Origin of the sequence: Neorhizobium sp. SOG26 (assembly GCF_003491345.1) — a bacterium.
Classification (GTDB): domain Bacteria; phylum Pseudomonadota; class Alphaproteobacteria; order Rhizobiales; family Rhizobiaceae; genus Neorhizobium; species Neorhizobium turbinariae.
The window spans coordinates 3,125,001-3,150,758 of record NZ_CP025512.1 but is presented as its reverse complement, the minus strand read 5'-3'; the positions used below and the strand labels follow the sequence as shown (position 1 = coordinate 3,150,758).

Sequence of the window (25,758 nt, the reverse complement as noted above, 5' to 3'; positions counted from 1 at the left end):
CTGGAGGTTTCCCGGCTCTGTCACACGCGAGGAGGAAACTGCGGGCGCAGACGTTAATGGCTGCCGAACACCCCTGCTAAAATGAAACTCGTAGTTAATTTTCGGATGCGCGGAGACTGTGAGAATCCGCATGTCATTACTGCTTCACGAAAAGTGGCTGGAACTATTTAACCCCTCGTTAAGCACGCAAAGCCGAGATTCACATAGCTATTTCAGCCTTTTCGAATTTGCTCGAGAGCAGTTAATGCCAGTTTCCGACAATCAAGATGCCGTGCTGCAACTGCCGCAGAACCTGACAGTGCGGGCAATTTCAGCTTTGCAGCAGGAGATGCTGCAATTTATCGACAAGAACACGTCCACCACCATCGAACTGCCGGAAGACGGCCAGGTGGACATCAGCTTCCTGCAGGTCATGGAAGCGGCCCGAATCTACGCAAACACAGCCGGAAAATATCTTGCGCTCGCCAGCCCCGCCAGTGGTCCGACGCTCGATGTCTTGCAGCGCAGCGGCCTCCTGGAAGGCTTTTCCGCTGCCGACCAGCAGTTCTGGCTCCACCAAGAGGTAATACAATGAGCGCCACGATCCTTACCGTCGACGATTCCGCCAGCATTCGTCTCACCACCCGCGTGGCGCTGAGCAATGCCGGCTATCAGGTCACAGAAGCTGTCGATGGCATGGATGGCATTGCCAAGCTCAACGCCGGCCAGTTCGACCTGATCGTCACCGATCTCAACATGCCGAACATGGACGGCCTGACTATGATCCGCGAACTGCGCAAGATGCCGGCGCACATGGGCGTGCCGGTAATCTTTCTCACAACCGAGTCGGACAACGAGATCAAGCAGCAGGCGAAGGCTGCCGGCGCCACGGGCTGGCTCACCAAGCCCTTCGACCCGGAAAGCCTGGTCAAGATCGTCCGGAAGGTTCTCGGTAGATGAGCTTTCCTGATCCTATCGCGGTTTTCAGAACGGAAGCGGCAGAGCTTCTGGAACAGATCGAGGCGGGTCTTCTCGACCTCAATGTAAACCTTGGCGACAAGGATCAGGTGGACGCAGTTTTCCGCGGCCTTCATACCCTCAAGGGCTCCGGTGCCATGTTCGGCTTCGAGGCCCTCGCAGCCTTTACCCACCATTGCGAAACCGCTTTTGACCGCGTGCGCAAGGGCGAGGTCCCAGCAACGCATGCGCTTGTCACCGCCGTCCTTGAAGCCAAGGACCACATGCGCGCGCTGATGGAGACGCCGAACGGCGATCACGAGGCGCAAAGCGAACGTCTCCTGACCAACCTTCGCGCAGCCGTTGACGGAACAGGCGTGCCTGCCGCCGCCCCTGCTGCCGCGAAGGCAGATAACCGCACCCTCTTCAAGATCCGCTTCAGCCTGCCGCAGAACGCGATGGCGAATGGCACCAATCCGTTGCCGCTGCTGGACGAATTGCGCGACCTCGGCGAGTGCCGGATCGTGGCCGACCGCTCCGCCATTCCGGCACTCGATCTCCTCGCGCCGACCGACCTTTACCTTTACTGGGAGGTCGAACTCCTGACGACGCAGCCGCGCTCGGCCATTGATGACGTCTTCATCTTTGTCATGGACGAGATGCAGCTCGAGGTGACGGAAATAAACCCGGAAGCACCCAAGGCCGCCGCGGAAGCACCTGTAGAGGCTCCCAAAGCTGCCCAACCGGAAGCAGTTGCCCCAAAGGTGGCAGCCCCTGCCCCGGCGGCGCTGACCGATAACAAGCCGAACAAGGCTGCTGAAAACGTTCGCGTGCCGGCCGAGAAGCTAGACGAACTGATGGACCGCGTCGGCGAGCTGGTGATTGCCCAGTCGAGGCTCTCACAGCTTGCGGGCGGCAGCGGCGACCTGCAGCTGCGCGCTGTCTCCGAAGACGTCGAGCGCCTTTCGGGCGAGTTGCGCGACACGATGATGGTTCTTCGGATGGTGCCGGTGGCACATCTCTTCAGCCGCTTCCGCCGCCTGGTACACGACCTTGCCAACGAGACCGGCAAGACGATCGAACTCATTACCGAGGGTGAAACGACGGAAGTCGACAAGAGCGTCATCGAGCGCCTGGCCGATCCACTCGTGCACCTGGTCCGCAACTCCTGCGACCACGGCCTGGAGACGCCGGAAGAGCGGCTCGCCGCCGGCAAGACGCAAGCCGGACACATCCTGCTTTCGGCACGCCAGCAGGCCGGCGAAGTCATCATCACCATCAAGGACGACGGCCGCGGTATCAACAAGGATCGCGTTCGCGCCAAGGCCGAATCCTCCGGGCTCATCCAGCCGAATGCCAACCTGACCGACCAGGAACTCTACCAACTGATCTTCCAACCGGGCTTCTCCACCGCCCAGACCGTGACCAACCTCTCCGGCCGTGGTGTCGGCATGGATGTGGTGAAGCGGACGATCGACGCGCTTCGCGGCACCATCAACGTCGCCAGCCATCCGGGGGAGGGCTCGGAGATCTCGCTGGCGATCCCGCTGACGCTTGCCATCATCGATGGCCTGCTCGTGCGTGTCGGCACCGGCCGCTACGTCATCCCGCTTTCGGCGGTCGAAGAATGCCTCGAGCTTTCGATCGAGGAGGACATGCGTTCGCGCGGCCGCAGCTTCATCTCGCTGCGAGACAGCCTCGTGCCCTTCCTGCGCCTGCGAGATCTCTTCCGCACCGGCACCAAGCCGGACCCCTTCCAGAAGGTCGTCGTCATATCGACCGGTTCGGAACGCGTCGGCCTCGTGGTGGACCAGATCATTGGTGACCACCAGACCGTCATCAAGGCCATGTCGAAGCTGCATCACGACGTGGCGACCTTCTCGGGTGCGACGATCCTCGGCGATGGTGACGTGGCTTTGATCCTCGATGTCGGACACCTGGTGGCCGAGGGACAACAACAGGAGGCGCATCTGCGCGCGGCGGGATGATGGAAGCGGTCAGCAAGATCTCCGAGAATATCTGGAACGGCCGCGAGGAACTCGAAGTCCTCACCTTCGACATCGCCGGCGAGATGTTCGCACTGGAAGCCTTCATCGTGCAGGAAATCCTCGATCTCCTGCCGGAAACGACGGTGCCGGGTGCCAAGGCCTTTGTCGGCAGCGTCATCAACTTCCGCGGCAAGGTCATTCCGCTTGCCGACATCCGGCTCGCCTTTGGCATGGATGCGACCAAATCGACGATCGATAGCCGGATCATCGTCATCGAAATCACGATCGACGGCGAGCCCGTGCTCGCCGGGATCCGCACCGACAAGGTGCACGAGGTCACCACGCTGTCCCGCGCTGCAGGCGAACCGCCTCCCAGTGTCGGCATGCGCTGGCGGCCCGACTTTATCGACTGCCTGGTCAAGCGGGGAAGTGAGTTCATCATCATCCCCAATCTCCAGGTCATATTTTCTGCACAACATGACCGTTCCGCGACCGCGAACACGCACGGTTGATTAGCCATTTATTGGAGACGTAAAATGCGCGCCTCGATCAAAATGAAGCTGGCCCTCGCCTTCGGCTTCGTCATTCTCATGCTGGTGGGAACGGCCGGCTACGGCATTCTCAGCCTGAGCCAGATCAACGACACGCTTGAGCATGTGCTCACAGGGCCTGTCGAACGGCTGAAGTTTGCACAGAGCCTGAACAGCGAACAGCTGCAGCAGACACGCCAGCAGAAGAACCTGCTGATGTCCACGACCGGCCAAGAAAAGCAGGAATATATCGCCAAGAGCGACAACGCCCGCGCCAACTTCGACCAGATGTTCAAGTCGGTTGAGGCGCTTGCCACCGAGGAGGGCAAGAAGAACTGGGCACGTCTCGCCGGCCTGACCGCCGAGTTCCGCAAGCAGGACGACCGCATCCGCGCCTACATGCTTTCCGGCGACACCTCGTCCGCGATCAACATCTCCAACAATGAGGCGCGTGTCGTCACCAACGACATCGACGCCCTCCTGTCCGAAATCGTGAAGCTTGAAGAAACGCGTCTGGTCGAAGCCGAGGAGGCTGGAGACATCGCCTACGAGCAGACCCGCATGATCATGATCGCGGTTGCCGGCGTGGCCGTTCTGGTTGCCATCATTGCAGCTTTCTGGATCGCGCTGTCGATCAACCGTGGCCTGCGCAATGCCGTCGCGGCCGTCCAGAATGTTGCCGAAGGCGACCTGACGCGCTTTGCGACGATCACCAGCAAGGACGAGATCGGCGAACTCTTGGGTTACGTCAACACCATGATCGAGCGCCTGCGCGGCGTCGTCACGGATGCCCTGTCGGCCTCCGACAACGTGTCTTCGGGCAGCCAGGAACTTTCGGCAAGCTCGGAAACCCTGTCCCAGGGTGCAACCGAACAGGCGTCTGCCGCCGAGGAAGCCTCTGCTTCGATGGAAGAGATGGCCGCCAACATCAAGCAGAACGCCGACAACGCGGCCCAGACCGAGAAGATCGCCCGCCAGTCTTCCAAGGATGCAGAAGCTTCCGGCGAAGCCGTCAGCCGCGCCGTTACCGCGATGCGCGTGATCGCCGAGAAGATCTCGATCGTGCAGGAAATCGCCCGCCAGACCGACCTCTTGGCGCTCAATGCTGCGGTTGAAGCCGCACGCGCCGGTGAGCATGGCAAGGGCTTTGCGGTCGTCGCATCGGAAGTTCGCAAGCTCGCCGAGCGCTCACAGGCCGCCGCTGCGGAAATCAGCGCGCTCTCCGGCGACACTGTCCAGGTTGCCACCGAAGCCGGTGAAATGCTGAACCGGCTGGTGCCTGACATCCAGAAGACGGCGGAACTTGTCTCCGAAATCTCGGCCGCCTGCCGCGAGCAGGATATCGGTGCGAGCCAGATCAACGAAGCGATCCAGCAGCTCGACAAGGTGACCCAGCAAAACGCCAGCGCCTCGGAAGAAATGTCGTCCACGTCGGAAGAGCTGGCATCCCAGGCGGAAGAACTGCAGGCGTCGATCGCCTTCTTCCGGGTCGACCAGTCCGGCGCCAAGAAGCAGGCAAAGCGTGCTCCGGCAACATTCAGCCACCAGCCTACCGCCAAGCCGGCCCAGCGCCCGACGGCACCGCGCTCGAACCTCAATTCCGTTGCGGCACAGCAGCAGCGCGTGAAAGGCTTTGCGCTTGACCTCTCGATGGGTGGCCCCGATGCAGACGACGCGGACTTCCGCGAAAGTGCCTGAATCGGCCATGGCGGCGCTGGGCTTCGTTAAGCTCGGCGCTGCCAGTCCAACCTAGATACCGGATGCCCGAGGAGGCCGCGTGATGGCAAGTTCATCTTCCGAAGCACAGTTCGTGACCTTCAGCCTTGGAGAGGAAATCTTCGCCGTGCCTGTCGAGGTGGTGCGCGAAATCCTCGACCATGAAGAGCCGTTCAAGATCCCGCATGGACCGGATTACCTGCTCGGCCTGCGCGACGTGCGCGGTCATGGTGTTCCAGTGATCGACCTTCGGCTGCGGCTCGGCATGACGCGGACCGAAAAGACGCCGCATACACGCATCCTGGTGCTCGACGTTCCGGTGGCCGACCGCGTGCTGGCCCTAGGCCTTGTCGCAGATCGGGTTTACGAGGTCGTGCCGTTCAACCGCAGCCAGGTTGAGACGGCGCCGGATATCGGCGTCCGCTGGCGCTCGGACTACATCGCCGGCGTGGTGCGGCGGGAGAGCGGCTTTGTTGTCATCATCGATCTCGCGCGACTCTTCTCCGATTCAGGCTCTGCATTGGCGAGTCTTGAAACGCCTGCGCGCGTTGCGTGACGCCTCCATGAGCCATCGCCCAACCGACAAGTCTTCCGTACGGGGTGCCCCATGAACATGGCAGTCAGAAGCCAGTCGCTGGATGACCAGCTGAGCAAGCGCAATTTCGACCTGCTTGCGAAATACATCTATGATTACAGCGGCATCAAGATGCCGCACACGAAGATGACGATGCTCGAGGGTCGGCTGCGGCGCCGCCTGAGGGTCACGGGGCTCCCGAGCTTCGACAGCTACTGCGACTACCTGTTCAAGCAAGGTGGGCTTGAAAGCGAGTCAATCTTCCTGATCGATGCCGTAACCACCAACAAGACCGACTTCTTCCGCGAGCCGAAGCATTTCGAATACATGATCCAGTCGGCCCTGCCGGATATCGTGGCGAGTTTCGGCGACCGCCGCATCCGCACCTGGAGCTCGGCCTGCTCCACCGGCGCAGAGCCCTATACGATGGCGATGGTGCTGAACGAATATATCGCCGCGCACGCGCCGGACCGGGATTATTTCATTCTCGCCACGGATCTCTCGACCGACGTGCTGCAGAAGGCGCAGCGTGGCATCTACCAGAGCGATATCCTGGCCCCGGTGCCCACCGAGATGATGCGCAAATATGTGATGCAGCCCGCCGACAAGCGGCGCAGCGAAATGCGCATCCACCCGACACTGCGGTCGAAGGTCGGCTTTGCGCGGCTCAACCTGATGGATGACAAATATCCGGTCGGCGAGCCGCAGCACCTGATCTTCTGCCGCAACGTGCTCATCTACTTCGACAAGCCGACGCAGAACCATGTGCTTTCAAGGCTTTGCGACAACCTCCTGCCCGGCGGTTACCTGTTCATCGGGCATTCCGAAACCGCGACCGGCTTTGATCTCCCGATCAAGCAGGTCGCGAACACCGTGTTCAAACGGATCTGATAACATGTCCCAGAAAATTCGCGTCCTCATCATCGACGACTCTGCCAGCGTACGGCAGACATTGACGGCGGTTCTTTCGGCCGATCCCGAGATTGAAGTCATGGGGGCCGCGACCGATCCCTTCATGGCTGCCCGCAAGATCAAGGAGCAGATCCCGGACGTCATCACGCTTGATGTCGAGATGCCGCAGATGGATGGGATCACCTTCCTGCGCAAGCTGATGGTGCAGCATCCAATTCCGGTGGTGATGTGCTCGTCGCTGACCGAAAGCGGATCGGAAACGCTGATGCAGGCGCTCGAAGCGGGCGCAGTCGACATCATCCTCAAGCCGAAGATCGGCGCTGCCGACCATCTTGCCGAGTCTGGGGAACGCATCCGTACGGTGGTCAAGTCAGCCGCCCGGGCACGGGTGAGCAAGCTGCGCGCGTCCCGCGTCGCGGACGGCACCATCAACACCAAGCTGACGGCCGACGCCGTGCTGCCTCCGCCGAAGATCGGCGCCATGGCAAAGACCACCGAGATGGTGGTCTGCGTCGGCGCGTCGACCGGCGGCACCGAGGCGCTTCGCGAAATGCTGGAGGCGCTTCCCGCGAACTCCCCCGGCATCGTCATCGTTCAGCACATGCCGGAAAAGTTCACCGCCGCCTTTGCCAAGCGCCTCAACGGGCTTTGTGAGGTGGAAGTGAAGGAAGCACAGGACGGCGATCCGGTTCTGCGCGGCCACGTGCTGATCGCGCCGGGCGACAAGCACATGCTGCTGGAGCGGCGCGGCGCACGCTACGAAGTGTCCGTTCGTGCCGGCCCATTGGTCAGCCGCCACCGACCCTCCGTCGACGTGCTGTTCCGTTCTGCCGCCCGCTCTGCCGGCGCCAACGCCATGGGCGTCATCATGACCGGCATGGGTGATGACGGCGCGCGCGGCATGAACGAGATGCACCAGGCCGGCGCCTATACGGTGGCGCAGGACGAGGCGACCTCGGTCGTCTTCGGCATGCCCAAGGAAGCAATAGCCCACGGCGGCGTCGACAAGATCGTGCCGCTCGAACAGATTGCCCGGGAGATCCTTGCGGCAGATCGTCGTCGGTAAGATCTGCCACCGGCATCTTTACCGCCCATTAACCCTGTCTGGCAAAAATCCGCCCCGACGCATCATGAGGGTGCGGTGAGAGCGATCGATGCTCGCAGCCGGACAGGAAACAAAGATGCCAGTCATTACCTTTGCCAACACCAAAGGCGGAGCAGGCAAGACCACTGCCGTGCTTCTGCTCGCAACGGAACTCGTTGAGCAGGGGTATCGCGTCACCATTCTCGACGCCGATCCTCAATACTGGATCAGCCGCTGGCATATGCTCTCGCCGCCGAACCCGAACCTCCACGTGATTTCCTATGTCACCGCGAGCTCCATCGACCGCCATATCTCTGAGAACCGGCACCGGACGGATTATTTCGTGCTCGACCTGCCAGGTGCCCAGAGCCCGCTGCTCGCCAAGGCAATCGGGATGTCCGACCATGTGCTGATCCCGATCCAGGGTTGCGCCATGGATGCCCAGGGTGGCGCGAACGTGCTGGAACTGCTGCGCTACCTGGAAGACAAGGCGAACCTGCGGGTTCCGCATTCCGTCGTGCTGACCCGCGTCAATTCGATGGTGACGACCCGTGCGCTGCTTGCCGTCAAGATGCTGCTCGCCGAGCGCAATGTCGACGTGCTCAACACGCCGATCATCGAACGTGCCGCCTTCCGCGACATCTTCGATATTGGCGGCACGCTCTACACAATGGACGAAGCGCGCGTCAGCAATCTCGACAAGGCCCGCCAGAACGCCCGGCTCTTTGCGCTGGAGATGCTCAAGCGCGTCCCGCTTTACCATCGCAAACCGCTCTCCGAGCGCTTCGTGAAGGCTGCCTGATCAGCGGCAGCGCAGGCTCTGGTAGGTGAACTGGGCGGTGTAGAACGGCACCGCCTCCCGCAAGCCGAGGCGCAGCGCCATCCAGACCGAGACCGCCGCCCAGGCAGCGCGCATATAGGCGTCGGCCCGCCAGAGCGCGGCATCGGCATCGGACTGCATAGCCTTCATTCGCCCGCTCAGCTGTTCGAATTCATCGAGAAGCGCCAAAACCGCCTGCACAGTCTCACCCTCCCCGGCTGACGCAACCTCGACCCGTGCCCGTTTTAGGAAGACCGAAAGCCCCTTGCCGTCGTCGCGCCAGAGCCGACGCGTCAAAAGGTCGAGCGCCTGCATGCCCGTGGTGCCCTCATAGATCGTCATGATCCGCGCATCGCGCAGATATTGTTCGAGCGGCCAGTCACGCGTGTAGCCCGCTCCGCCCAGCACCTGCATCGCGCCACTCGCGACCGTGAAGCCAAGATCAGCGCCGAAGTTCTTGATGAGCGGCAGCATCCAGCCGGTGAATTGATCGAGCTCCTCATCCTGTTTGAGCTTGGCGAGATCCATGGCGGTGGCGATCTCAAGGACGGCCGCGCGCACCACTTCCGTCGCCACCCGCATTTCCCATAGCTGACGCTTCACATCCGGATGGCTGTTGATCGGCACCGGCGGCTGGTCCGGCCGGCCTCCCTGCTTGCGGTCAGCGGCATAGGTTTCGGCAATATCGATAGCTGCCGATGCAAGTCCCAGGCCCTGGCAGCCGGTCAGCAGCCGCATCAGTTCGATCATCGTGAAGAGTTGCGGCAACCCCCGCCCCTCCTGCCCGATCAGGATGCCGCGAGCGTTTTCGAATCGGAGCGCGCAGGTAGGCGAACCGTACAAGCCCATCTTCTCCTCGATCCGCTCCAGCGTGATGCCGTTCGCCACACCGTCGATATGGTTCGCCACACCGTCGATATGGTTCGGCACGAGGAACAGGCTGATCCCGCGGGTGCCCGGCGCATCATCGGTGCGAGCCAAGAGGCAATGGCCGATGCGGCCTGCCATGTCGTGGTCACCAAACGAGATCCAGATCTTCTGGCCGCTGACCAGCCACTGGTCGCCCTGCCCTGTCGCCCGTGTGCGCAGACGCCCGACATCGGAACCGGCGTCGGGCTCGGAGATGCAGATCGTCGCCGCCCATTCGCCGGATGCAAGTTTCGGCACCCACTCGCCCGCCACCGCCTCGTCGGCCGCTTCGGCGAGAAGATGCGCCGCCGCGCGCGTGGAGCCCGCAGCCATCATCAGCGCCACGCAAGCGCGTTCGAAAAGTGGAGCACAGGCGGCATGCAGTGTCAGTGGCAAGGCCTGGCCGCCCAGATGATCGGCGACATCCATGCCGAGCCAGCCAGCTTCGCCATAACGCCGGAAGGCATCTGCGAACCCATGCGGTGTCCTGACCCGACCATTCACGACGCTCGCGCCGATGCGATCGCCGACCGTGTTCAGCGGCGCAAGTACACCTTCGGCAAAGGACGCCGCCTCTTCGAGGATCGCCGCAACCATTTCGTCGTCGCAATCGCTTCGGAGCGTCTTCAACTCCTGCCATCCTGGCGTCAGAGCCAGGATATCAAGCGTCCGCCGTGCCTGATCTGTAAACGACATGCGACTACTTCGGCTGCATCCGGAGCGCCCCGTCGAGCCGGATAACCTCGCCGTTCACGTAACTGTTCTCGACCAGGAAGCGCACCGTTTCGGCAAACTCCGCCGGATCCCCGAGCCTGGCCGGATAGGGAATTGCAACCGCCAGACTGTCCTGCGCCTCCTGTGGCAGGGCCTTGAGCAGCGGGGTAAAGAATAGGCCCGGTGCGATGGTGTTGACCCGGATGCCGAAGCGGGAGAACTCGCGTGCCGCCGGCAACCCGAGCGAGACGATGCCGCCCTTGGAAGCCGAATAGGCTGCCTGGCCGATCTGGCCTTCGAAGGCCGCCACCGATGCCGTGTTGATGATGACGCCCCGCGCCTTGTCTTCGCGCTCCGGAGCGTGCGCCATGCGCTCCGCGCCAAGCCGCATCATGTTGAAGGTGCCGATCAGGTTGACGCGGATCGCCTTCTCGAATTCCGCGAGCGGCAGCGGCCCCTCGCGACCGAGGATGCGGCCGGCGGTGGCGATGCCGGCGCAATTGACGAGTATCCGCAGGCCGTCGCCGGCCTTTGCCGCGACATCCAAAGCAGACGATGCATCGTCTTCACTCGCCACGTCACCCGCGAGTGCCACACCGCCGATCTCGGCCGCCACCTTTTCGGCCGCCTCCTTGTTCCTGTCGAAGATATGGACGACGGCGCCGCGACTGGCCAGGAGCCGTGCCGTCGCCTCTCCCAGCCCGGATCCGCCACCGGTCACGAGCGCGCTCGAACCCTCTATCCTCATGCCGCCAGTTCCTTTCCAACCTTGATCACGCCCTGCACATCGGCATAAAGCGCCTCCACCAGATCCCCACGATGCGCCAGAACCGCCCGCTGGTTGATGGACCCCTTGTCCGTGACCTCGCCCTTTTCGAAACGCAGCGGATCGGTCATCAGCATGATGCGCATGACGCGCGTTGCCGAGCCACTCGCCTGCGCCTGGTGTTCCTTCAGGCGCTCGGCAATGGCGGCGCGAACCTGGGGATGGGCAACGACCTGCTCATCCGTCAGGTCATCCGCACCGCCCAAGAGCTTGCGCAGCGCCGGCATGAACGGCACCGCAAGTGCCCCGAGCTCGGCGCGGTTTTCGCCTGTGATCACCGCGTCACGGATCAGGCCGCCGAACTGGTTGACGATCTGGGCGCGCAACACGCCGACCGCGACCCAGGTGCCTGTCTGCAGCTTGAAATTCTCGGCAATGCGGCCGTCGAAGTAAAAGCCCTTGCGTGGGTCGTAAGGCACGGCGAATTTTACCGCGTCCCCGATGCGATAGAACCCTTCGTCATCGAAGGCTTCGCGCGTCAGCTTTTCGTTGCGCCAGTAACCGGGGGTGACGTTTGGTCCCTTCAGGCGCAGCTCGTATTTCTCGTCGATCGGCACCAGCTTCATGATCACGCCCTGGCCGGGAATACCGATATTGCCCGGCTTGTCCTGCGGATCGGTGCAGAACAGCGCAAAAGGCGCGGTTTCCGTCGATCCGATGCCGGTTGCGAGCGGCACATGCTCGCCGATCGTCATCTCTGAGAGGTCGAGCAACGCATCCCACGTATGCTGGGCCATGCCGGCACCGGCATACATCAGCATCTTCAGGTCCTTGAAGAAGTTCTTGCGGAGCGCTTCATCCTCGCGCATCGCCTGGATCAGCATCTCGTAGCCGGCCGGCACGTTGAAGTACCAAGTGGGGGCTACATCGCGCAGGTTGGCGATGGTCTGGCCGATCAACGCCGGCGATGGCTTGCCGCGGTCGATATAGTAGGTGCCGCCGTTGTAGATGACGAGGTTGAAGCACTTGCTGCCTGCCGCCGTGTGGTTCCAGGGCGCCCAATCCACCAGGATCGGCGGCTCGTCGCGGAAATAGGCGTAACAATCCGCCACCTGTTCCTGGTTCGAACACAGCATGCGTTGCGTCTGGATGACCGCCTTCGGCGAACCGGTCGTGCCGGAGGTGAAGAGAAATTTCGCGACGGTGTCGGGCCCAACGGCATCGAAGGCTGCGGTCACGGCATCCGTGGGCGTGGTCTTCAGGATGTCATCGAAGCGGAACATCTGCGCGCGGTCGTCCGGGATGTTGCGCATCGCCGCGAACGGCATATCAGCGCCAAATGCCGTATCGACCGCCTTGCGGAAGGCGGCCGCGTCGTCCGCGAAGACAAGACCAGGCGTGATCTGACGCGCAATGTCGTGGAGCTTGCCGAAGTCTGCGGAGATCGTGGCATAGGTCGGGGCCACCGCTGCGGAAGGAACGCCGACATGCTGGGCGCCCAGCGCCATCAAGGCGTGTTCGATCGAGTTTTCGGAGAGGATGACCAGCGGGTTTTCCGGTGACAGGCCAAGATCGAGCAGGAATTGCGCAATCCGTTCGACGGCATCGACCGCTTCGCGGTAGCTCACCCGGCGCCACTCGCCGGTTCCCTCGCGGTCTGCCATCCAAGTCCGGTCCGGCGCCACCCTTGCCCAGTGCAGAAGACGCTCGTTCATCTTGTCGGGGTAAGGCCCCAACGGATCTTCGCGCCAGATGACGAATTCGCCATTCGGCCGCTCCTCCCATCGCACGGTTGGCGACCATAGCTTTACATCACGCACGGCTTTGCCAGCCATACCATCCTCCCAGATGCAGCATCCTCAGCTCCCAAATTTTGTTTACAAAGAAACAATCTCTCTGTAAACGATCAATCACTTCAGGTAGCCGATGGGAGCGGCCGCCAAAGGACCAAGAAGGCGGGCAAACCGCTTCTTTCTCGACGCCTGCTCTTTTCGGAGGAGACACAAACCATGGCCGATCAGGCGGCAAGCAGCTTCGTCACCTATGAACTCCGCGGCAAGATCGCGCATATCGGCCTCAACCGTCCGGAAAAGCGCAACGCGATCAGCGACCGCTTCATCGAGATGATCGCCGAAGCCGTGACACGTGCGGAAGCCGAGGCAAAGGCCGTTGTCCTGTTTGGCCACGGCGATCACTTCTGCGCCGGGCTGGACCTTGCCGAACACGTGAAGAAGACACCGATCGAAGGCGTTCGCGGTTCACGGCGCTGGCATGCAGTGTTTGGCGGTATCGAGCATGGCACGATCCCTTGGATTTCCGCGCTGCATGGCGCTGTTGTTGGCGGCGGCCTTGAGCTTGCGGCATCCACCCATATCCGCGTTGCGGAAAAGTCTGCTTTCTTTGCGCTTCCCGAGGGCCAGCGCGGCATCTTCGTTGGCGGCGGCGGCTCGGTGCGCGTTGCGCGCCTGACCGGTACGGCCCGCATGACCGACATGATGCTGACCGGCCGTGTCGCCTCTGCCGAAGAGGCAGAGCGCTGGAACCTGGTGCAGTACATCGTCGATGCCGGCCAGGCGCGCGAAAAGGCGCACCAGCTGGCGGAAGCTGCGGCCAGCAATGCCGAAATCTCGAACTACGCTGTCATCAATGCGCTGCCGCGCATCCAGGACATGGCGAAGGAGGACGGCCTGTTCGTTGAATCCTTCATCTCCTCTTTCACTGCGACGAGCCCTGAGGCAGAAGAGCGCCTGCGCGCCTTCCTCGAGAAGCGCGCTGCGCGCCTGAAGGCGCCTGGTTCAAGTTGAGGAGCATGCGAAGATGGATATGCCGGTCCGAGTGGCAGATGACGTAGATCTGGGACGATTGGACTCGGCGCTTGGTTTCCTTCTGCGCATGGCCCAGTTGAAGGTTTATGAGCGCTTCTTCGAGACGCTTGGCGACAAGGACCTGAAGCCCGGTGAGTTTTCAGTGCTTTGGGTCATCTCCCGCAATCCCGGCATCCGCCAGAGCGTGCTAGGCCAGCGGCTGATGATCAAGCGGGCCCACATGACCAAGCTGATCCGCGGTTTTGAGGACAGGGGTCTGGTGACGCGACGTGTGCCGGATGAAGACCGTCGCGCGGTCGAGATCACGCTGACGCCGGAAGCGGCGGCGCGGGTGGAAAAAGCCGCAGAATGGTTCTTCGATTTCGAGGATGCTGTCGGCAACAACCTTTCATCGGCCGAACAGAAGCAGCTGACCTTGCTGCTCAGGAAGATTGTCGGACTGAACTGAAACCAGCCGGGAGGAGCCATCTTGAACATCGACGAGCTGATCGCGATCGACATCCATACCCATGCCGAGGAGCCGTGCTGCGGGCCGCGCGACGATGGTTATGACGACTTCCAGGCCGGCATGGCCAAATATTTCAAGAACCCGGCCGGCCACAAGGGTATGCTGCCGACGGTAAACGAGACAGCCGTCTACTACCGGGAACGCAAGATCGGCTGCGTTATCTTCCCGGTCGATGCCGAACGCGAGACCGGCTTTCGCCGCTACAACAACGAAGAAGTGGCGATGATCGCTGCTGAAAACAGCGACATCATGATCCCCTTTGCCTCGATCGACCCCGCCAAGGGCAAGATGGGTGCGCGGGAAGCGCGGCGGCTCGTGCGGGAGTTTGGCGTCAAGGGTTTCAAGTTCCACCCGACCATGCAGGCCTTCTACCCGAACGACAGGATGGCCTACCCGCTTTACGAAGCGATTGCCGAAGAAGGCGCGATCACGCTCTTCCACACCGGCCAGACAGGGGTTGGTGCCGGCATGCGCGGCGGAATGAACATGCGGCTTAAATATTCAAACCCGATCTACCTGGACGATGTCGCTGCGGATTTCCCCGACATGCCGATCATCCTGGCGCATCCTTCCTTCCCCTGGCAGGAAGAGGCGCTATCGGTCGCCACCCACAAGCCGAACGTCTATATCGACATGTCCGGGTGGTCGCCGAAGTATTTCCCGCCGATCCTCGTGCAGTACGCCAATTCGCTGCTGAAGCATAAAATGCTGTTCGGCTCCGACTGGCCGGCGATCACGCCGGATCGTTGGCTCACAGACTTTGCTGGCATTGCGATCAAGGATGAGGTTCGCCCGCTGATCCTCAAGGAAAACGCCCGCAGGCTGCTCAAGATCTAGCTGCGGGCGCCAACGCTCAGATATTGCGTCGCTTGCCTTCGAGGATATCGATGATCGAGTTTGCGGCATCGAGCACATTGGTGCCGGGACCGAAAACGGCGGCGACGCCATTTTGCAGCAGGTAATCGTAATCCTGCCGCGGGATGACTCCACCGACCACGACAATGATGTGGCCGGCGCCACGGGCCTTCAGTGCCTCGACAAGCTGGGGTGCCAGCGTCTTGTGGCCCGCGGCAAGCGAGGACATGCCGACCACCTGCACCTGTTCGCGAATGGCAAGGTCAGCCGCCTCTTCCGGCGTCTGAAACAGGGGACCGGCCAGAACCTCAAAACCGATATCACCGAAAGCCGAGGCAATGACCTTAGCGCCGCGGTCGTGGCCGTCCTGGCCGAGCTTGGCGACCATGACCTTCGGCTTGCTGGATGCGGCGCTGTAAGTCTTCAGCCGGCTCACGATCGTCTGGTATTCCGGATCGTCCTCGTAAGCCGTGCCGTAGATATCGCCCACCACCGTCGGCTGGGCTGAGTGACTGCCGAAGGCCTGGCGCATGGCATCGGAAATCTCGCCGACGGTAGCGCGGGCGCGTGCTGCCTCGATTGCGACTTCCAGCAGATTGCCCTCGCCGGTTTCCGCTGCCTGTTCAAGAACGGAGAGTGCTGCCGCGACGCGCTTCGGATCACGCTGCCTGCGAACTTCCTCAAGCCGCCTGATTTGAGCATTGCGGACCGCGGTATTGTCGATTGCCAGGATGTCGATCGGCTCCTCGTTTTCCAGCCGGTACTTGTTGACGCCGACGATGATCTCCTCGCCGCGGTCGACCTTCGCCTGTCGCAGCGTCGCGGCCTCTTCGATCAGACGCTTCGGCAAACCTTCGGCCACGGACTTGGTCATGCCGCCCATGGCTTCCACTTCCTCGATTAGAGCCCAGGCCTTGTCGGCAAGCTCCTTTGTGAGGCTCTCGACGTAATAGGACCCAGCAAGCGGATCCACGACCTTTGTGACGCCGGTCTCGTGCTGCAGGATGAGCTGCGTATTGCGGGCGATACGCGCAGAGAAGTCCGTTGGCAGGGCCATGGCTTCGTCGAGCGCATTGGTATGCAGCGACTGCGTGCCGCCGAGCACCGCGGACATCGCTTCATAAGCGGTGCGGATGACGTTGTTATAAGGATCCTGCTCCTGCAGCGAGACGCCGGAGGTTTGGCAGTGCGTGCGCAGCATCAGCGAGCCGGGCTTCTGCGGCTTGAACTCTTCCATGATCCGCGCCCAAAGGAGGCGCGCAGCGCGCAGCTTTGCCGCTTCCATGAAGAAGTTCATGCCGATCGCAAAGAAGAAGGACAGCCGGCCGGCGAAGTCATCAACATTCAGCCCCTTGGCGAGCGCCGCGCGCACGTACTCGCGTCCGTCTGCCAATGTGAAAGCCAGTTCCTGCACCAGCGTCGCACCTGCCTCCTGCATATGGTAACCGGAGATCGAGATGGAGTTGAAGCGCGGCATTTCCTTTGCCGTATATTCGATGATGTCGGCAACGATCCGCATTGAAGGCTCGGGCGGATAGATATAGGTGTTGCGGACCATGAACTCCTTGAGGATGTCGTTCTGGATGGTGCCAGAGAGCTCGGCCCGCGAACAGCCTTGTTCCTCACCGGCAACGATGAAGGAGGCGAGGATCGGGATGACCGCACCATTCATGGTCATCGACACCGACATCTCCTTCAGCGGGATGCCGTCGAACAGGATCTTCATGTCCTCGACCGAATCAATCGCCACGCCGGCCTTGCCGACATCACCTTCGACACGGGGATGGTCGGAATCATAACCGCGATGGGTCGCAAGGTCGAAGGCGACCGAAAGGCCCTTTTGCCCCGCTGCGAGATTGCGGCGGTAGAACGCGTTCGATTCCTGCGCCGTGGAGAAGCCGGCATATTGGCGGATCGTCCAGGGCCGGCCCGCATACATGGTGGCGCGCGGGCCGCGCACGAAAGGCTTCATGCCCGGTAACGAATCGAGATGATCAACGCTTTCGAGATCGGTCGCCGTATAGAGCGGCTTGATGTCTATCCCTTCCGCCGTGTGCCAGGTCAGGGTCTCGGGAGAGGCCTTGAGTTCCTTCTCGGCCAGTTGTTCCCAATCCTTCAGGGTCTTCTCCGACATCGGTCGCTCCTCGATACGCCTCTGTTCACACGCGAATTGCTCCGCGGTGGCTTGGAATCCACGTTAGCGGAGCGCGGAAGCTGCGTTGCATCTTCCGCGTCTTCCCGCCTCTATTCGAACTCCATGATCAGTTCGTCGACCGCCAGGCTCTGGCCGGCTGCGGCCGCCACGTGCTTCACCACGCCCTGCTTTTCCGCCTTCAGCACGTTTTCCATCTTCATCGCTTCGACGGTCGCGAGCGTCTGGCCCGCTTCGACACGGTCGCCTGCCTTGACGGCGACCGAGGTGATAACACCCGGCATCGGGCAAAGCAGCATCTTCGACGTATCCGGCGGCAACTTCACCGGCATCAGGCGCGCCAGTTCGGCGACACGCGGCGAGCGGACCCGTGCAGTGACATCCGTACCGCGCCAGCGGAGCCGGATGGCAGAGCCGATCAGGTCGATCTTCACGCCAATCGTTTCGTCCCCGACACGGAAGGAGGCATGGCTTTGGCCCGGCAACCAGCCGCTGCCGATCGAGATCCGCGTTCCGTCGGCAAACACGGCATCAGCGCCGGCAGGCCCACGTTCCAGCGAAACAGCATGCTCGGAGCCTGCGAGCGTTACCACCCAATCCTTGCCCACGACCCGACGGTGGTTGCCGATGGTGCCGGAGATCTGCACCGCCCGTTCCTGGATTACTTGGTTGGCGAACACAGCGATGGCCGCCAGCTTGTGCCCCGCCGCCTCGTCCACCGAAACACCGGAAAAGCCATCCGGAAACTCTTCGGCGATATAGGCGGTGGTGAGATTCCCGGAGCGGAAGCGTTCCTGGTGCATGACCGCCGACAGGAACGGCAGGTTATGGCCGATGCCTTCGACTTCGAAATCATCAAGCGCCCGGCCCATGGCATCGATCGCCGCCGTGCGGTTTTCGGCCCAGGTGCAGAGCTTGGCGATCATCGGGTCGTAATACATCGAGATCTCGCCGCCTTCGAAGACGCCGGTGTCGTTGCGAACGATGACCTCTCTCCCTTGGCCGTCGGGACGGTTACCTTCCTTCGGCGGGCGATATCGCGTGAGCCGCCCGATCGACGGCAGGAAGCTGCGATAGGGATCTTCGGCATAAAGCCGGCTTTCGATCGCCCAGCCGTTGAGCTTCACATCCGCCTGGCCAAACGAAAGCGCCTCGCCGGCGGCAACCCGGATCATCTGTTCGACAAGATCGATGCCGGTGATGAGTTCGGTGACCGGATGCTCCACCTGCAGGCGGGTGTTCATTTCGAGGAAGTAAAAGTTGCGCTCGCCATCGACGATGAACTCCACCGTGCCGGCGGAGAAGTAACCAACGGCTTTCGCAAGCGCGACGGCCTGCTCACCCATCGCCTTGCGGGTCGCCTCATCCAGGAACGGCGATGGCGCTTCTTCAATGACCTTCTGGTTCCGCCGCTGGATCGAACATTCGCGTTCGCCGAGATAGAACGTGTTGCCGTGCTGGTCGCCCAGCACCTGGATTTCGATATGGCGCGGCTGCGTGACGAATTTTTCGATGAAGATACGGTCGTCACCAAAGGAGCTCTTGGCTTCATTGCGCGACGACTGGAAACCTTCGCGGGCTTCCTCGTCGTTCCAGGCAATGCGCATGCCCTTGCCGCCGCCGCCTGCCGACGCCTTGATCATCACCGGGTAACCGATCGAGGCGGAAATCCTGACCGCCTCCTCGGCATCTTCGATCAGCCCCATATGCCCCGGCACGGTGCTGACACCGGCTTCCGCGGCAAGCTTCTTGGAGGTGATCTTGTCACCCATCGCCTCGATGGCCTTGACCGGAGGCCCGATGAAGGCGACGCCCTCCTTCTCAAGCGCCTGCGCAAAGGCCGCATTCTCCGACAGGAAGCCGTAACCGGGATGCACCGCATCCGCGCCCGTCTGGCGAATGGCGTCGAGGATCTTGTCGATGACGATATAGGACTGGTTCGACGGCGCGGGACCGATATGCACCGCCTCGTCGGCCATGCGCACATGCAGTGCGTCGCGGTCCGCATCGGAATAGACCGCAACGGTTGCGATCCCCATCTTCTTTGCCGTCTTGATCACCCGGCAGGCGATTTCGCCACGATTGGCAATGAGGATTTTGCGGATCGCCATGCTCAGACCTCCAGCACGTCTTCAAAGGCTTCGGGGAAGCTTTGGCGCGCAACCTTTTCGTTGATGACCAGCAGCGCCTGGTAGGACAGCGGATCGAAATCCTTCTCCGCCGGAATGACCTCGCGTCCGAAAAGAAGGTTCAGCCGCGCGGCATCCAGATTGCCTCGCTCGAAGGGCTCGTCACCGAAATGATGCCAGAGCGCATGCAGGAATGCCGTATCGACCAGATGTTCCTTTGAGCCGGGACGCGAGCGGCGCGGCAGGGCCTTGAGTGGCGTCACACCTTTGGGATTGGCGCGGCGGATGGTGAACTGGATGCCCGTCCCCGGCATGCCGCCCGGAAAGCCGCGATGCTTGGTCATCTCGGGAAGATTGGCCATGAATGCTTCTCCATCCCTTACAAGGGAATCGTATCGTGTTTCTTCCAGTGCGTCGTCACCTGCTTGTTGCGGAGCGAAGCAAAGGCGCGGGCAATGCGGCGGCGTGAGGAATGCGGCATGATGACTTCATCGATGAAGCCACGCTCAGCGGCGACAAACGGATTAGCGAACCGCTCCTCATATTCCTTGGTGCGCGCGGCGATCTTTTCCGGATCACCAAGTTCAGAGCGGTAAAGGATCTCGGTTGCGCCCTTGGCCCCCATCACGGCGATCTCGGCCGTCGGCCAGGCATAGTTGATGTCGGCGCCAATATGCTTCGACGCCATGACGTCATACGCGCCGCCATAGGCCTTGCGGGTGATCAACGTCACCATCGGCACGGTCGCTTCCGAATAAGCGAAAAGCAGTTTGGCACCGTGCTTGATGACGCCTCCATATTCCTGCGCCACGCCCGGCAGGAAGCCGGGGACATCGACGAGCGTCAGGATCGGGATCGAGAAGGCATCGCAGAAGCGCACGAAGCGGGCTGCTTTGCGCGAAGAATCGATGTCCAGGCAGCCAGCCAGTACCATCGGCTGGTTGGCGACGACACCGATCGTTTCGCCCTCGAGCCGGATGAAGCCGGTGATGATGTTCTTGGCATAGGCTTCCTGGATCTCGAAGAAGTCACCTTCATCGGCGATCGCCAGGATCAGTTCCTTCATGTCGTAGGGCTTGGCGGCGCTGTCCGGGATCAGGCTGTCGAGACGGTTCTCGATCCGCGCCGGATCATCGTAGAAGGGACGCACAGGGGCCTTGGCCCGATTGTTTGCCGGCAGGAAATCGAAAAGCTGGCGCACTGCTTCCAGTGCTTCGATATCATTTTCGAAGGCAGCATCGGCCACCGAGGATTTCTGGGTATGCGTACGCGCACCGCCCAGCTCTTCCGCGGTAACCACTTCATTGGTGACCGTCTTCACCACATCCGGACCGGTCACGAACATGTAGGAGCTGTCACGCACCATGAAGATGAAGTCGGTCATGGCGGGCGAATATACCGCGCCGCCGGCGCAAGGCCCCATGATCACCGAGATCTGCGGGATGACGCCCGAGGCTTCGGCATTGCGCCGGAACACTTCGGCATAACCGGCAAGCGACGCGACACCTTCCTGGATGCGCGCGCCACCGGAGTCGTTGAGCCCGATCACCGGCGCCCCGACCCGCACCGCCATGTCCATGATCTTGCAGATCTTCTGCGCGTGGGTCTCAGACAGCGAGCCGCCGAGAACGGTGAAATCCTGCGAGAAGACATAGACCTGGCGGCCGTTGATCGTGCCCCATCCGGTCACCACGCCATCGCCGGCGACTTTCTGTTCGGCCATGCCAAAGTCCACCGCACGGTGGGTGACATACATGTCGAACTCTTCGAAGGAACCTTCGTCCAGCAGCACTTCAATGCGCTCGCGCGCCGTCAGCTTGCCCTTGGCATGTTGTGCATCAATCCGGCGCTTGCCGCCGCCAAGCCGCGCCTCGGCACGACGCTTTTCTACTTCACCCAGAACTGCGCGCATGATCACTCCCGGTGCTCGCTTGAGGTTTATCTAGCGCCTGAAGGCTGCGGAGGAAACCAAAGAACGCCAACATAGACCAATTTACGAGACGGAGCCGGGTCTTCCTCTCACCAGGCGGCGCGATAGATCGCCAGCGCGTCCTCTTCGCCGACCGGGCGGGGATTGTTGACGAGCAGGCGCTGCTGCTTCATCGCATCGGTCGCCATCTTGGGAAGCGCGTCTTCGGGGATACCAACATCCCGCAGCCGCGGCGGCAATCCAAGCCGAGCACCGAGTTGCCGGAGTTCGTTGATGAAGGCCCCGCAGCGGGCACTCAAGGATACCTCTGCGAGCGACGGAAAGGCGTCCGCCGCGATCTGCGCATAGACTTGCGATGCGACTTCCGCGTTAAAGCGTAGCACGTGCGGGAGCACAAGCGCGTTCGACAAGCCATGCGGGATGTGGAAGCTGCCGCCGATCGGGTAAGCAAGCGCATGCACGGCAGCCACGGGCGAATTCGCAAAGGCCTGGCCTGCCAGCATCGAACCGAGCAGCATCGCGCCGCGCGCGTGCCGGTCCCGGCCATCAAGGACAGCCTTCTCGATATGGGCGCCGAGAAGCCGCAGCGCCTCACGGGCCAGCATCTTGGACAGGGGGTTGTTGTTGGGGTTGATTGAGGCAAAAGCCTCGATCGCATGCACCATGGCATCAACGCCGGTTGCCGCGGTGATTGCCGCCGGCAGGCCAAGCGTCAGGTCAGGATCAAGCAGCGCGACATCAGGCAGCAGGAGAGGACTGGAGACACCGCGTTTTTCTTCATCGCCCACGGTGATGATGGCGACCGGGGTTACTTCAGATCCAGTTCCCGCGGTTGTCGGCACGAGAACCAGCGGAAGTCGCGGGCCCTTGGCATCTCCCACACCCCAGGCATCATCCAGCGTCTCACCCGAGCCGAGCAGCAGCGCCACGAGCTTGGCTACGTCCATGGATGACCCGCCGCCGAAACCAACGACCGCGGTGGCGCCAAACTCGCGTCCTGCCGCAACGGCGTTCATCAGCGTCTGCAGCGAAGGATCGGCTTCTACCGCATCGAACACCGTGACCTCGGCACCTTGCTTCCTCATTGACTCCAGTGCCGGGTCAAGCAACCCTAGCCGCCGGATTCCCGCATCCGTGACAACAAGCACGCGAGCGCCAAGAACCGGCCGGCAGAGGTCCCCGATCTCCCCAGCCGCGCCTGCGCGAAAGATGATGCTTTTTGTGGTGTTGAAGATGAACCCGTTCAATGCCTTGCTCCTCCCGTGCCTGCTGGCGGAAGTGGCAGCCTAACGAGGCGAAGCATGCGGCTCAAGGTGACGACGTCGTTAGCCGTACGTGATATCGAAGCTGGCTACCGGCATTACTGCCTCGCTGCAGATCATCTGTTCTATCTCGACAACATCGGCTGCCCTGCAGCAACCTTTTCCGCGGGCACCCGGCCGCCGGCTTGAACTACCGTTAGGTCCGGCGAGCACCCACGAGAGACTCGATGCGAGGGTGAGGCGCAGCACGGTGATGACATCAAGGTTGGACTCGGTCCGCCACTCAGGGCGCCTAGACCCGTACTGGGATATCGGAAGCGCTAGCCGAAACGCAGAAAGCCCCATAAGGGGCTGATGAGGTGTCTCTCATTTTTAGTCCGGCACGTTTGAACCCTTCAGGTTCTGCGCCTGAGGAGTTTGCCTGCACAGCGGCCGTCACGCATCTACGCGTGCGATTTGGTCCGGGAGTTGTTTTTTGAGATTGGTTGCGGGGGCAGGATTTGAACCTGCGGCCTTCAGGTTATGAGCCTGACGAGCTACCGGGCTGCTCCACCCCGCGATATTGTTTTGTTTCGGGTTTATGGCCCGTGAGGGAGTGTTGGTGTTCGAGAAGATTGGGATCCATCTTTTTGTGATGGCATTGCCTTTAATAGACCTGGCAGCGACCTACTCTCCCGCGTCTTGAGACGAAGTACCATTGGCGCTGGGGCGTTTCACGGCCGTGTTCGGAATGGGAACGGGTGCGGCCGCCCCGCCATGACCACCAGGTCAATTAAGGGCAATGAACCAACATTTCTGTTGGCATGTGTTGAGAAGCTGGATTTGTTCATCGCCTGATCTTGTCCTGGCGGGCTGATCGCAGCCTGCCGGCTGCTGCCCTGCGGACGGCCCGCCAAATGCTTGGCGACGGCCTTTGGCCTGTATGGCTGCCCGGCGCTCTGTTGAGCACGGGAGCCAGACAAGCTGGCGATGGTCTTGATTGAACACGTCTGGCTTCATCGTCGCGTCTTGTGACGCGTGATGAGCATGGTCAATGGGAACGATGAAGTCGATCGGGCTATTAGTACCGGTAAGCTTCATGCATTGCTGCACGTCCACACCCGGCCTATCAACGTGGTCGTCTTCCACGGCCCTGATAGGGAATACTCGTTTTCAGGTTGGTTTCCCGCTTAGATGCCTTCAGCGGTTATCCATTCCATATATAGCTACCCTGCTATGCCCTTGGCAGGACAACAGGTCCACCAGAGATATGTCCATCCCGGTCCTCTCGTACTAGGGACAGATCCTGTCAATATTCCTACACCCACGGCAGATAGGGACCGAACTGTCTCACGACGTTCTGAACCCAGCTCACGTACCGCTTTAATTGGCGAACAGCCAAACCCTTGGGACCTGCTCCAGCCCCAGGATGCGATGAGCCGACATCGAGGTGCCAAACAACCCCGTCGATATGGACTCTTGGGGGTCATCAGCCTGTTATCCCCGGCGTACCTTTTATCCGTTGAGCGATGGCCCTTCCACGCGGGACCACCGGATCACTATGACCGACTTTCGTCTCTGCTCGACTTGTCAGTCTCGCAGTCAGGCGGGCTTATGCCATTGCACTCGACGACCGATTTCCGACCGGTCTGAGCCCACCATCGCGCGCCTCCGTTACTCTTTCGGAGGCGACCGCCCCAGTCAAACTACCCACCATACACTGTCCCGGATCCGGATAACGGACCGCGGTTAGACATCCATGACGATAAGGGTGGTATTTCAAGGATGGCTCCACGAGAACTGGCGTCCCCGCTTCAAAGCCTACCACCTATCCTACACATGCCGACACGAATGCCAGTGTAAAGCTATAGTAAAGGTGCACGGGGTCTTTCCGTCTAACCGCAGGAACCCCGCATCTTCACGGGGAATTCAATTTCACTGAGTCTATGTTGGAGACAGCGGGGAAGTCGTTACGCCATTCGTGCAGGTCGGAACTTACCCGACAAGGAATTTCGCTACCTTAGGACCGTTATAGTTACGGCCGCCGTTTACTGGGGCTTCGATTCAAAGCTTGCACCTCTCCTCTTAACCTTCCAGCACCGGGCAGGCGTCAGACCCTATACGTCGTCTTTAGACTTCGCAGAGCCCTGTGTTTTTGATAAACAGTCGCTACCCCCTGGTCTGTGCCACCCCTTCATACTTGCGTAAAAAGGGGTCACGCTTCTTCCGAAGTTACGCGTGCAATTTGCCGAGTTCCTTCAACATAGTTCTCTCAAGCGCCTTGGTATACTCTACCTGACCACCTGTGTCGGTTTCGGGTACGGTCTGTACGGTGGAGCTATTTCCTGGAACCGCTTCCCCGCCCACTCAATCCAATAAGAGTGAACAAGTTACGCAATCCGTCACTACCACCAGGCCCACGAATATTAACGTGGTTCCCATCACCTACGCGTTTCCGCCTCGGCTTAGGGGCCGGCTAACCCTGCTCAGATTAACTTTAAGCAGGAACCCTTGGTCTTTCGGCGAGAGGGTCTCTCACCCTCTTTATCGTTACTCATGTCAACATTCGCACTTCCGATATCTCCAGCACTCCTCACGGATATGCCTTCACAGACTTACGGAACGCTCCGCTACCACGTGGATAAATCCACATCCTCAGCTTCGGTGCATGGCTTTAGCCCCGTTACATTTTCGGCGCAAAGACCCTTATTTAGACCAGTGAGCTGTTACGCTTTCTTTAAATGATGGCTGCTTCTAAGCCAACATCCTGGTTGTTTTGGGATCCTCACATCCTTTCCCACTTAGCCATGACTTGGGGACCTTAGCTGGAGGTCAGGGTTGTTGCCCTCTTCACGACGGACGTTAGCACCCGCCGTGTGTCTGCCGACTAGTACTCCTCGGTATTCGGAGTTTGGTTAGGATCAGTAAGACGGTGAGTCCCCATAGCCCATCCAGTGCTCTACCCCCGAGGGTATTCGGTCGACGCTCTACCTAAATAGATTTCGCGGAGAACCAGCTATCTCCGAGTTTGATTGGCCTTTCACCCCTAGCCACAAGTCATCCCAATCTATTGCAACAGATGCGGGTTCGGTCCTCCAGTTGGTGTTACCCAACCTTCAACCTGCTCATGGCTAGATCACTCGGTTTCGGGTCTAATGCAACTAACTAA

The 25,758-nt window shown here is 61.0% G+C and carries 21 protein-coding genes, 1 tRNA gene and 2 rRNA genes (1 of these 24 cut by a window edge); 13 read left to right on the top strand and 11 right to left on the bottom strand.

Annotation, left to right across the window (positions count from 1 at the left end; translation table 11 throughout):
- Window positions 1-130 precede the first annotated feature (130 nt).
- The 9 genes from CYG48_RS15460 to CYG48_RS15420 all read left to right on the top strand — a co-directional run bounded on the left by CYG48_RS15460 (window position 131) and on the right by CYG48_RS15420 (window position 8,542).
- Window positions 131-574, top strand: a complete 444-nt coding sequence (locus CYG48_RS15460; protein WP_118851184.1) for a hypothetical protein — start codon at window positions 131-133, stop codon at window positions 572-574.
- Entirely contained in the window at window positions 571-939 is a 369-nt protein-coding gene (locus tag CYG48_RS15455) for a response regulator (RefSeq protein ID WP_118851183.1), read from the top strand. Before CYG48_RS15460 ends, CYG48_RS15455 begins: the two co-directional genes overlap by 4 nt.
- The gene (locus CYG48_RS15450; protein WP_118851182.1) at window positions 936-2,924 is read left to right on the top strand and encodes a chemotaxis protein CheA; all 1,989 of its coding nucleotides are present in this window, start codon (window positions 936-938) and stop codon (window positions 2,922-2,924) included. The genes CYG48_RS15455 and CYG48_RS15450 overlap by 4 nt, the downstream gene beginning before the upstream one ends.
- Window positions 2,921-3,436, top strand: coding sequence for a chemotaxis protein CheW (locus tag CYG48_RS15445; RefSeq protein ID WP_118851181.1), 516 nt, complete (start codon window positions 2,921-2,923; stop codon window positions 3,434-3,436). Before CYG48_RS15450 ends, CYG48_RS15445 begins: the two co-directional genes overlap by 4 nt.
- 24 nt (window positions 3,437-3,460) lie before the next feature.
- The gene (locus tag CYG48_RS15440) at window positions 3,461-5,152 is read left to right on the top strand and encodes a methyl-accepting chemotaxis protein (protein WP_118851180.1); all 1,692 of its coding nucleotides are present in this window, start codon (window positions 3,461-3,463) and stop codon (window positions 5,150-5,152) included.
- A gap of 82 nt (window positions 5,153-5,234) precedes the next feature.
- On the top strand, window positions 5,235-5,726 hold the full coding sequence (locus CYG48_RS15435; RefSeq protein ID WP_118851179.1) for a chemotaxis protein CheW: 492 nt from the start codon (window positions 5,235-5,237) through the stop codon (window positions 5,724-5,726).
- Between the two features lie 51 nt (window positions 5,727-5,777).
- Complete coding sequence (locus tag CYG48_RS15430; protein ID WP_118851178.1) at window positions 5,778-6,635, top strand: CheR family methyltransferase; 858 nt, start codon at window positions 5,778-5,780, stop codon at window positions 6,633-6,635.
- 4 nt (window positions 6,636-6,639) lie between these two features.
- The gene (locus CYG48_RS15425) at window positions 6,640-7,722 is read left to right on the top strand and encodes a protein-glutamate methylesterase/protein-glutamine glutaminase (protein WP_118851177.1); all 1,083 of its coding nucleotides are present in this window, start codon (window positions 6,640-6,642) and stop codon (window positions 7,720-7,722) included.
- A 115-nt stretch (window positions 7,723-7,837) separates the two neighbouring features.
- Entirely contained in the window at window positions 7,838-8,542 is a 705-nt protein-coding gene (locus CYG48_RS15420; RefSeq protein WP_118851699.1) for a ParA family protein, read from the top strand.
- Here the strand turns inward: CYG48_RS15420 and CYG48_RS15415 are convergent, their stop codons facing one another.
- The 3 genes from CYG48_RS15415 to CYG48_RS15405 are packed head-to-tail and all read right to left on the bottom strand — an operon-like array spanning window position 8,543 to window position 12,784.
- The gene (locus CYG48_RS15415; protein WP_118851176.1) at window positions 8,543-10,165 is read right to left on the bottom strand and encodes an acyl-CoA dehydrogenase family protein; all 1,623 of its coding nucleotides are present in this window, start codon (window positions 10,163-10,165) and stop codon (window positions 8,543-8,545) included.
- A 4-nt stretch (window positions 10,166-10,169) separates the two neighbouring features.
- Window positions 10,170-10,931 (bottom strand): SDR family NAD(P)-dependent oxidoreductase, encoded by a 762-nt coding sequence (locus tag CYG48_RS15410; RefSeq protein ID WP_118851175.1) that lies wholly within the window; start codon window positions 10,929-10,931, stop codon window positions 10,170-10,172.
- Window positions 10,928-12,784 carry a feruloyl-CoA synthase gene (locus tag CYG48_RS15405; RefSeq protein WP_118851174.1) on the bottom strand — a complete coding sequence of 619 codons (1,857 nt, stop codon included), beginning with the start codon at window positions 12,782-12,784 and terminating at the stop codon, window positions 10,928-10,930. Before CYG48_RS15405 ends, CYG48_RS15410 begins: the two co-directional genes overlap by 4 nt.
- Before the next feature lie 174 nt (window positions 12,785-12,958).
- Here CYG48_RS15405 and CYG48_RS15400 point away from each other — a divergent pair, with 174 nt between their 5' ends.
- The 3 genes from CYG48_RS15400 to CYG48_RS15390 are packed head-to-tail and all read left to right on the top strand — an operon-like array spanning window position 12,959 to window position 15,119.
- A complete protein-coding gene (locus CYG48_RS15400) occupies window positions 12,959-13,753 on the top strand; it encodes a crotonase/enoyl-CoA hydratase family protein (protein WP_118851173.1) in 795 nt (264 codons plus the stop codon).
- Window positions 13,754-13,766: 13 nt separating this feature from the next.
- Window positions 13,767-14,222, top strand: coding sequence for a MarR family winged helix-turn-helix transcriptional regulator (locus tag CYG48_RS15395; protein ID WP_118851172.1), 456 nt, complete (start codon window positions 13,767-13,769; stop codon window positions 14,220-14,222).
- Between the two features lie 21 nt (window positions 14,223-14,243).
- Window positions 14,244-15,119, top strand: a complete 876-nt coding sequence (locus CYG48_RS15390) for an amidohydrolase family protein (protein WP_118851171.1) — start codon at window positions 14,244-14,246, stop codon at window positions 15,117-15,119.
- A 16-nt stretch (window positions 15,120-15,135) separates the two neighbouring features.
- Here CYG48_RS15390 and scpA read toward each other — a convergent pair whose 3' ends face one another.
- The 5 genes from scpA to CYG48_RS15365 form a co-directional block, all read right to left on the bottom strand.
- The gene (gene scpA / locus CYG48_RS15385; protein WP_118851170.1) at window positions 15,136-17,271 is read right to left on the bottom strand and encodes a methylmalonyl-CoA mutase; all 2,136 of its coding nucleotides are present in this window, start codon (window positions 17,269-17,271) and stop codon (window positions 15,136-15,138) included.
- 110 nt (window positions 17,272-17,381) lie between these two features.
- On the bottom strand, window positions 17,382-19,400 hold the full coding sequence (locus CYG48_RS15380; protein ID WP_118851169.1) for an acetyl-CoA carboxylase biotin carboxylase subunit: 2,019 nt from the start codon (window positions 19,398-19,400) through the stop codon (window positions 17,382-17,384).
- 2 nt (window positions 19,401-19,402) lie between these two features.
- Complete coding sequence (locus CYG48_RS15375; RefSeq protein ID WP_118851168.1) at window positions 19,403-19,780, bottom strand: hypothetical protein; 378 nt, start codon at window positions 19,778-19,780, stop codon at window positions 19,403-19,405.
- Between the two features lie 17 nt (window positions 19,781-19,797).
- A complete protein-coding gene (locus CYG48_RS15370) occupies window positions 19,798-21,330 on the bottom strand; it encodes an acyl-CoA carboxylase subunit beta (RefSeq protein WP_118851698.1) in 1,533 nt (510 codons plus the stop codon).
- A gap of 107 nt (window positions 21,331-21,437) precedes the next feature.
- The gene (locus CYG48_RS15365; protein WP_118851167.1) at window positions 21,438-22,595 is read right to left on the bottom strand and encodes an iron-containing alcohol dehydrogenase; all 1,158 of its coding nucleotides are present in this window, start codon (window positions 22,593-22,595) and stop codon (window positions 21,438-21,440) included.
- A 54-nt stretch (window positions 22,596-22,649) separates the two neighbouring features.
- On the opposite strand from CYG48_RS15365, the gene CYG48_RS22550 reads away from it, so the two are divergent.
- A complete protein-coding gene (locus tag CYG48_RS22550; protein WP_199925156.1) occupies window positions 22,650-22,799 on the top strand; it encodes a hypothetical protein in 150 nt (49 codons plus the stop codon).
- 293 nt (window positions 22,800-23,092) lie between these two features.
- Here CYG48_RS22550 and CYG48_RS15360 read toward each other — a convergent pair.
- The 3 genes from CYG48_RS15360 to CYG48_RS15350 form a co-directional block, all read right to left on the bottom strand.
- Window positions 23,093-23,169, bottom strand: a tRNA-Met gene (locus CYG48_RS15360).
- Window positions 23,170-23,263: 94 nt separating this feature from the next.
- Window positions 23,264-23,378, bottom strand: a 5S ribosomal RNA gene (gene rrf / locus CYG48_RS15355).
- 271 nt (window positions 23,379-23,649) lie between these two features.
- A 23S ribosomal RNA gene (locus CYG48_RS15350) occupies window positions 23,650-25,758 on the bottom strand; it runs 691 nt beyond the window's last position.

Excerpts from the sequence above, each read along its gene's own strand:
- CYG48_RS15395 (WP_118851172.1), top strand. The coding sequence starts at position 13,767 with ATGGATATGCCGGTCCGAGTGGCAGATGACGTAGATCTGGGACGATTG.
- CYG48_RS15405 (WP_118851174.1), bottom strand. The coding sequence starts at position 12,784 with ATGGCTGGCAAAGCCGTGCGTGATGTAAAGCTATGGTCGCCAACCGTG.
- CYG48_RS15415 (WP_118851176.1), bottom strand. The coding sequence starts at position 10,165 with ATGTCGTTTACAGATCAGGCACGGCGGACGCTTGATATCCTGGCTCTG.
- CYG48_RS15450 (WP_118851182.1), top strand. The coding sequence starts at position 936 with ATGAGCTTTCCTGATCCTATCGCGGTTTTCAGAACGGAAGCGGCAGAG.
- scpA (WP_118851170.1), bottom strand. The coding sequence starts at position 17,271 with ATGTCGGAGAAGACCCTGAAGGATTGGGAACAACTGGCCGAGAAGGAA.
- CYG48_RS15410 (WP_118851175.1), bottom strand. The coding sequence starts at position 10,931 with ATGAGGATAGAGGGTTCGAGCGCGCTCGTGACCGGTGGCGGATCCGGG.
- CYG48_RS15370 (WP_118851698.1), bottom strand. The coding sequence starts at position 21,330 with ATGCGCGCAGTTCTGGGTGAAGTAGAAAAGCGTCGTGCCGAGGCGCGG.
- CYG48_RS15430 (WP_118851178.1), top strand. The coding sequence starts at position 5,778 with ATGAACATGGCAGTCAGAAGCCAGTCGCTGGATGACCAGCTGAGCAAG.
- CYG48_RS22550 (WP_199925156.1), top strand. The coding sequence starts at position 22,650 with ATGCGGCTCAAGGTGACGACGTCGTTAGCCGTACGTGATATCGAAGCT.
- CYG48_RS15425 (WP_118851177.1), top strand. The coding sequence starts at position 6,640 with ATGTCCCAGAAAATTCGCGTCCTCATCATCGACGACTCTGCCAGCGTA.
- CYG48_RS15375 (WP_118851168.1), bottom strand. The coding sequence starts at position 19,780 with ATGGCCAATCTTCCCGAGATGACCAAGCATCGCGGCTTTCCGGGCGGC.
- CYG48_RS15460 (WP_118851184.1), top strand. The coding sequence starts at position 131 with ATGTCATTACTGCTTCACGAAAAGTGGCTGGAACTATTTAACCCCTCG.
- CYG48_RS15440 (WP_118851180.1), top strand. The coding sequence starts at position 3,461 with ATGCGCGCCTCGATCAAAATGAAGCTGGCCCTCGCCTTCGGCTTCGTC.
- CYG48_RS15380 (WP_118851169.1), bottom strand. The coding sequence starts at position 19,400 with ATGGCGATCCGCAAAATCCTCATTGCCAATCGTGGCGAAATCGCCTGC.
- CYG48_RS15420 (WP_118851699.1), top strand. The coding sequence starts at position 7,838 with ATGCCAGTCATTACCTTTGCCAACACCAAAGGCGGAGCAGGCAAGACC.
- CYG48_RS15435 (WP_118851179.1), top strand. The coding sequence starts at position 5,235 with ATGGCAAGTTCATCTTCCGAAGCACAGTTCGTGACCTTCAGCCTTGGA.
- CYG48_RS15400 (WP_118851173.1), top strand. The coding sequence starts at position 12,959 with ATGGCCGATCAGGCGGCAAGCAGCTTCGTCACCTATGAACTCCGCGGC.
- CYG48_RS15445 (WP_118851181.1), top strand. The coding sequence starts at position 2,921 with ATGATGGAAGCGGTCAGCAAGATCTCCGAGAATATCTGGAACGGCCGC.
- CYG48_RS15455 (WP_118851183.1), top strand. The coding sequence starts at position 571 with ATGAGCGCCACGATCCTTACCGTCGACGATTCCGCCAGCATTCGTCTC.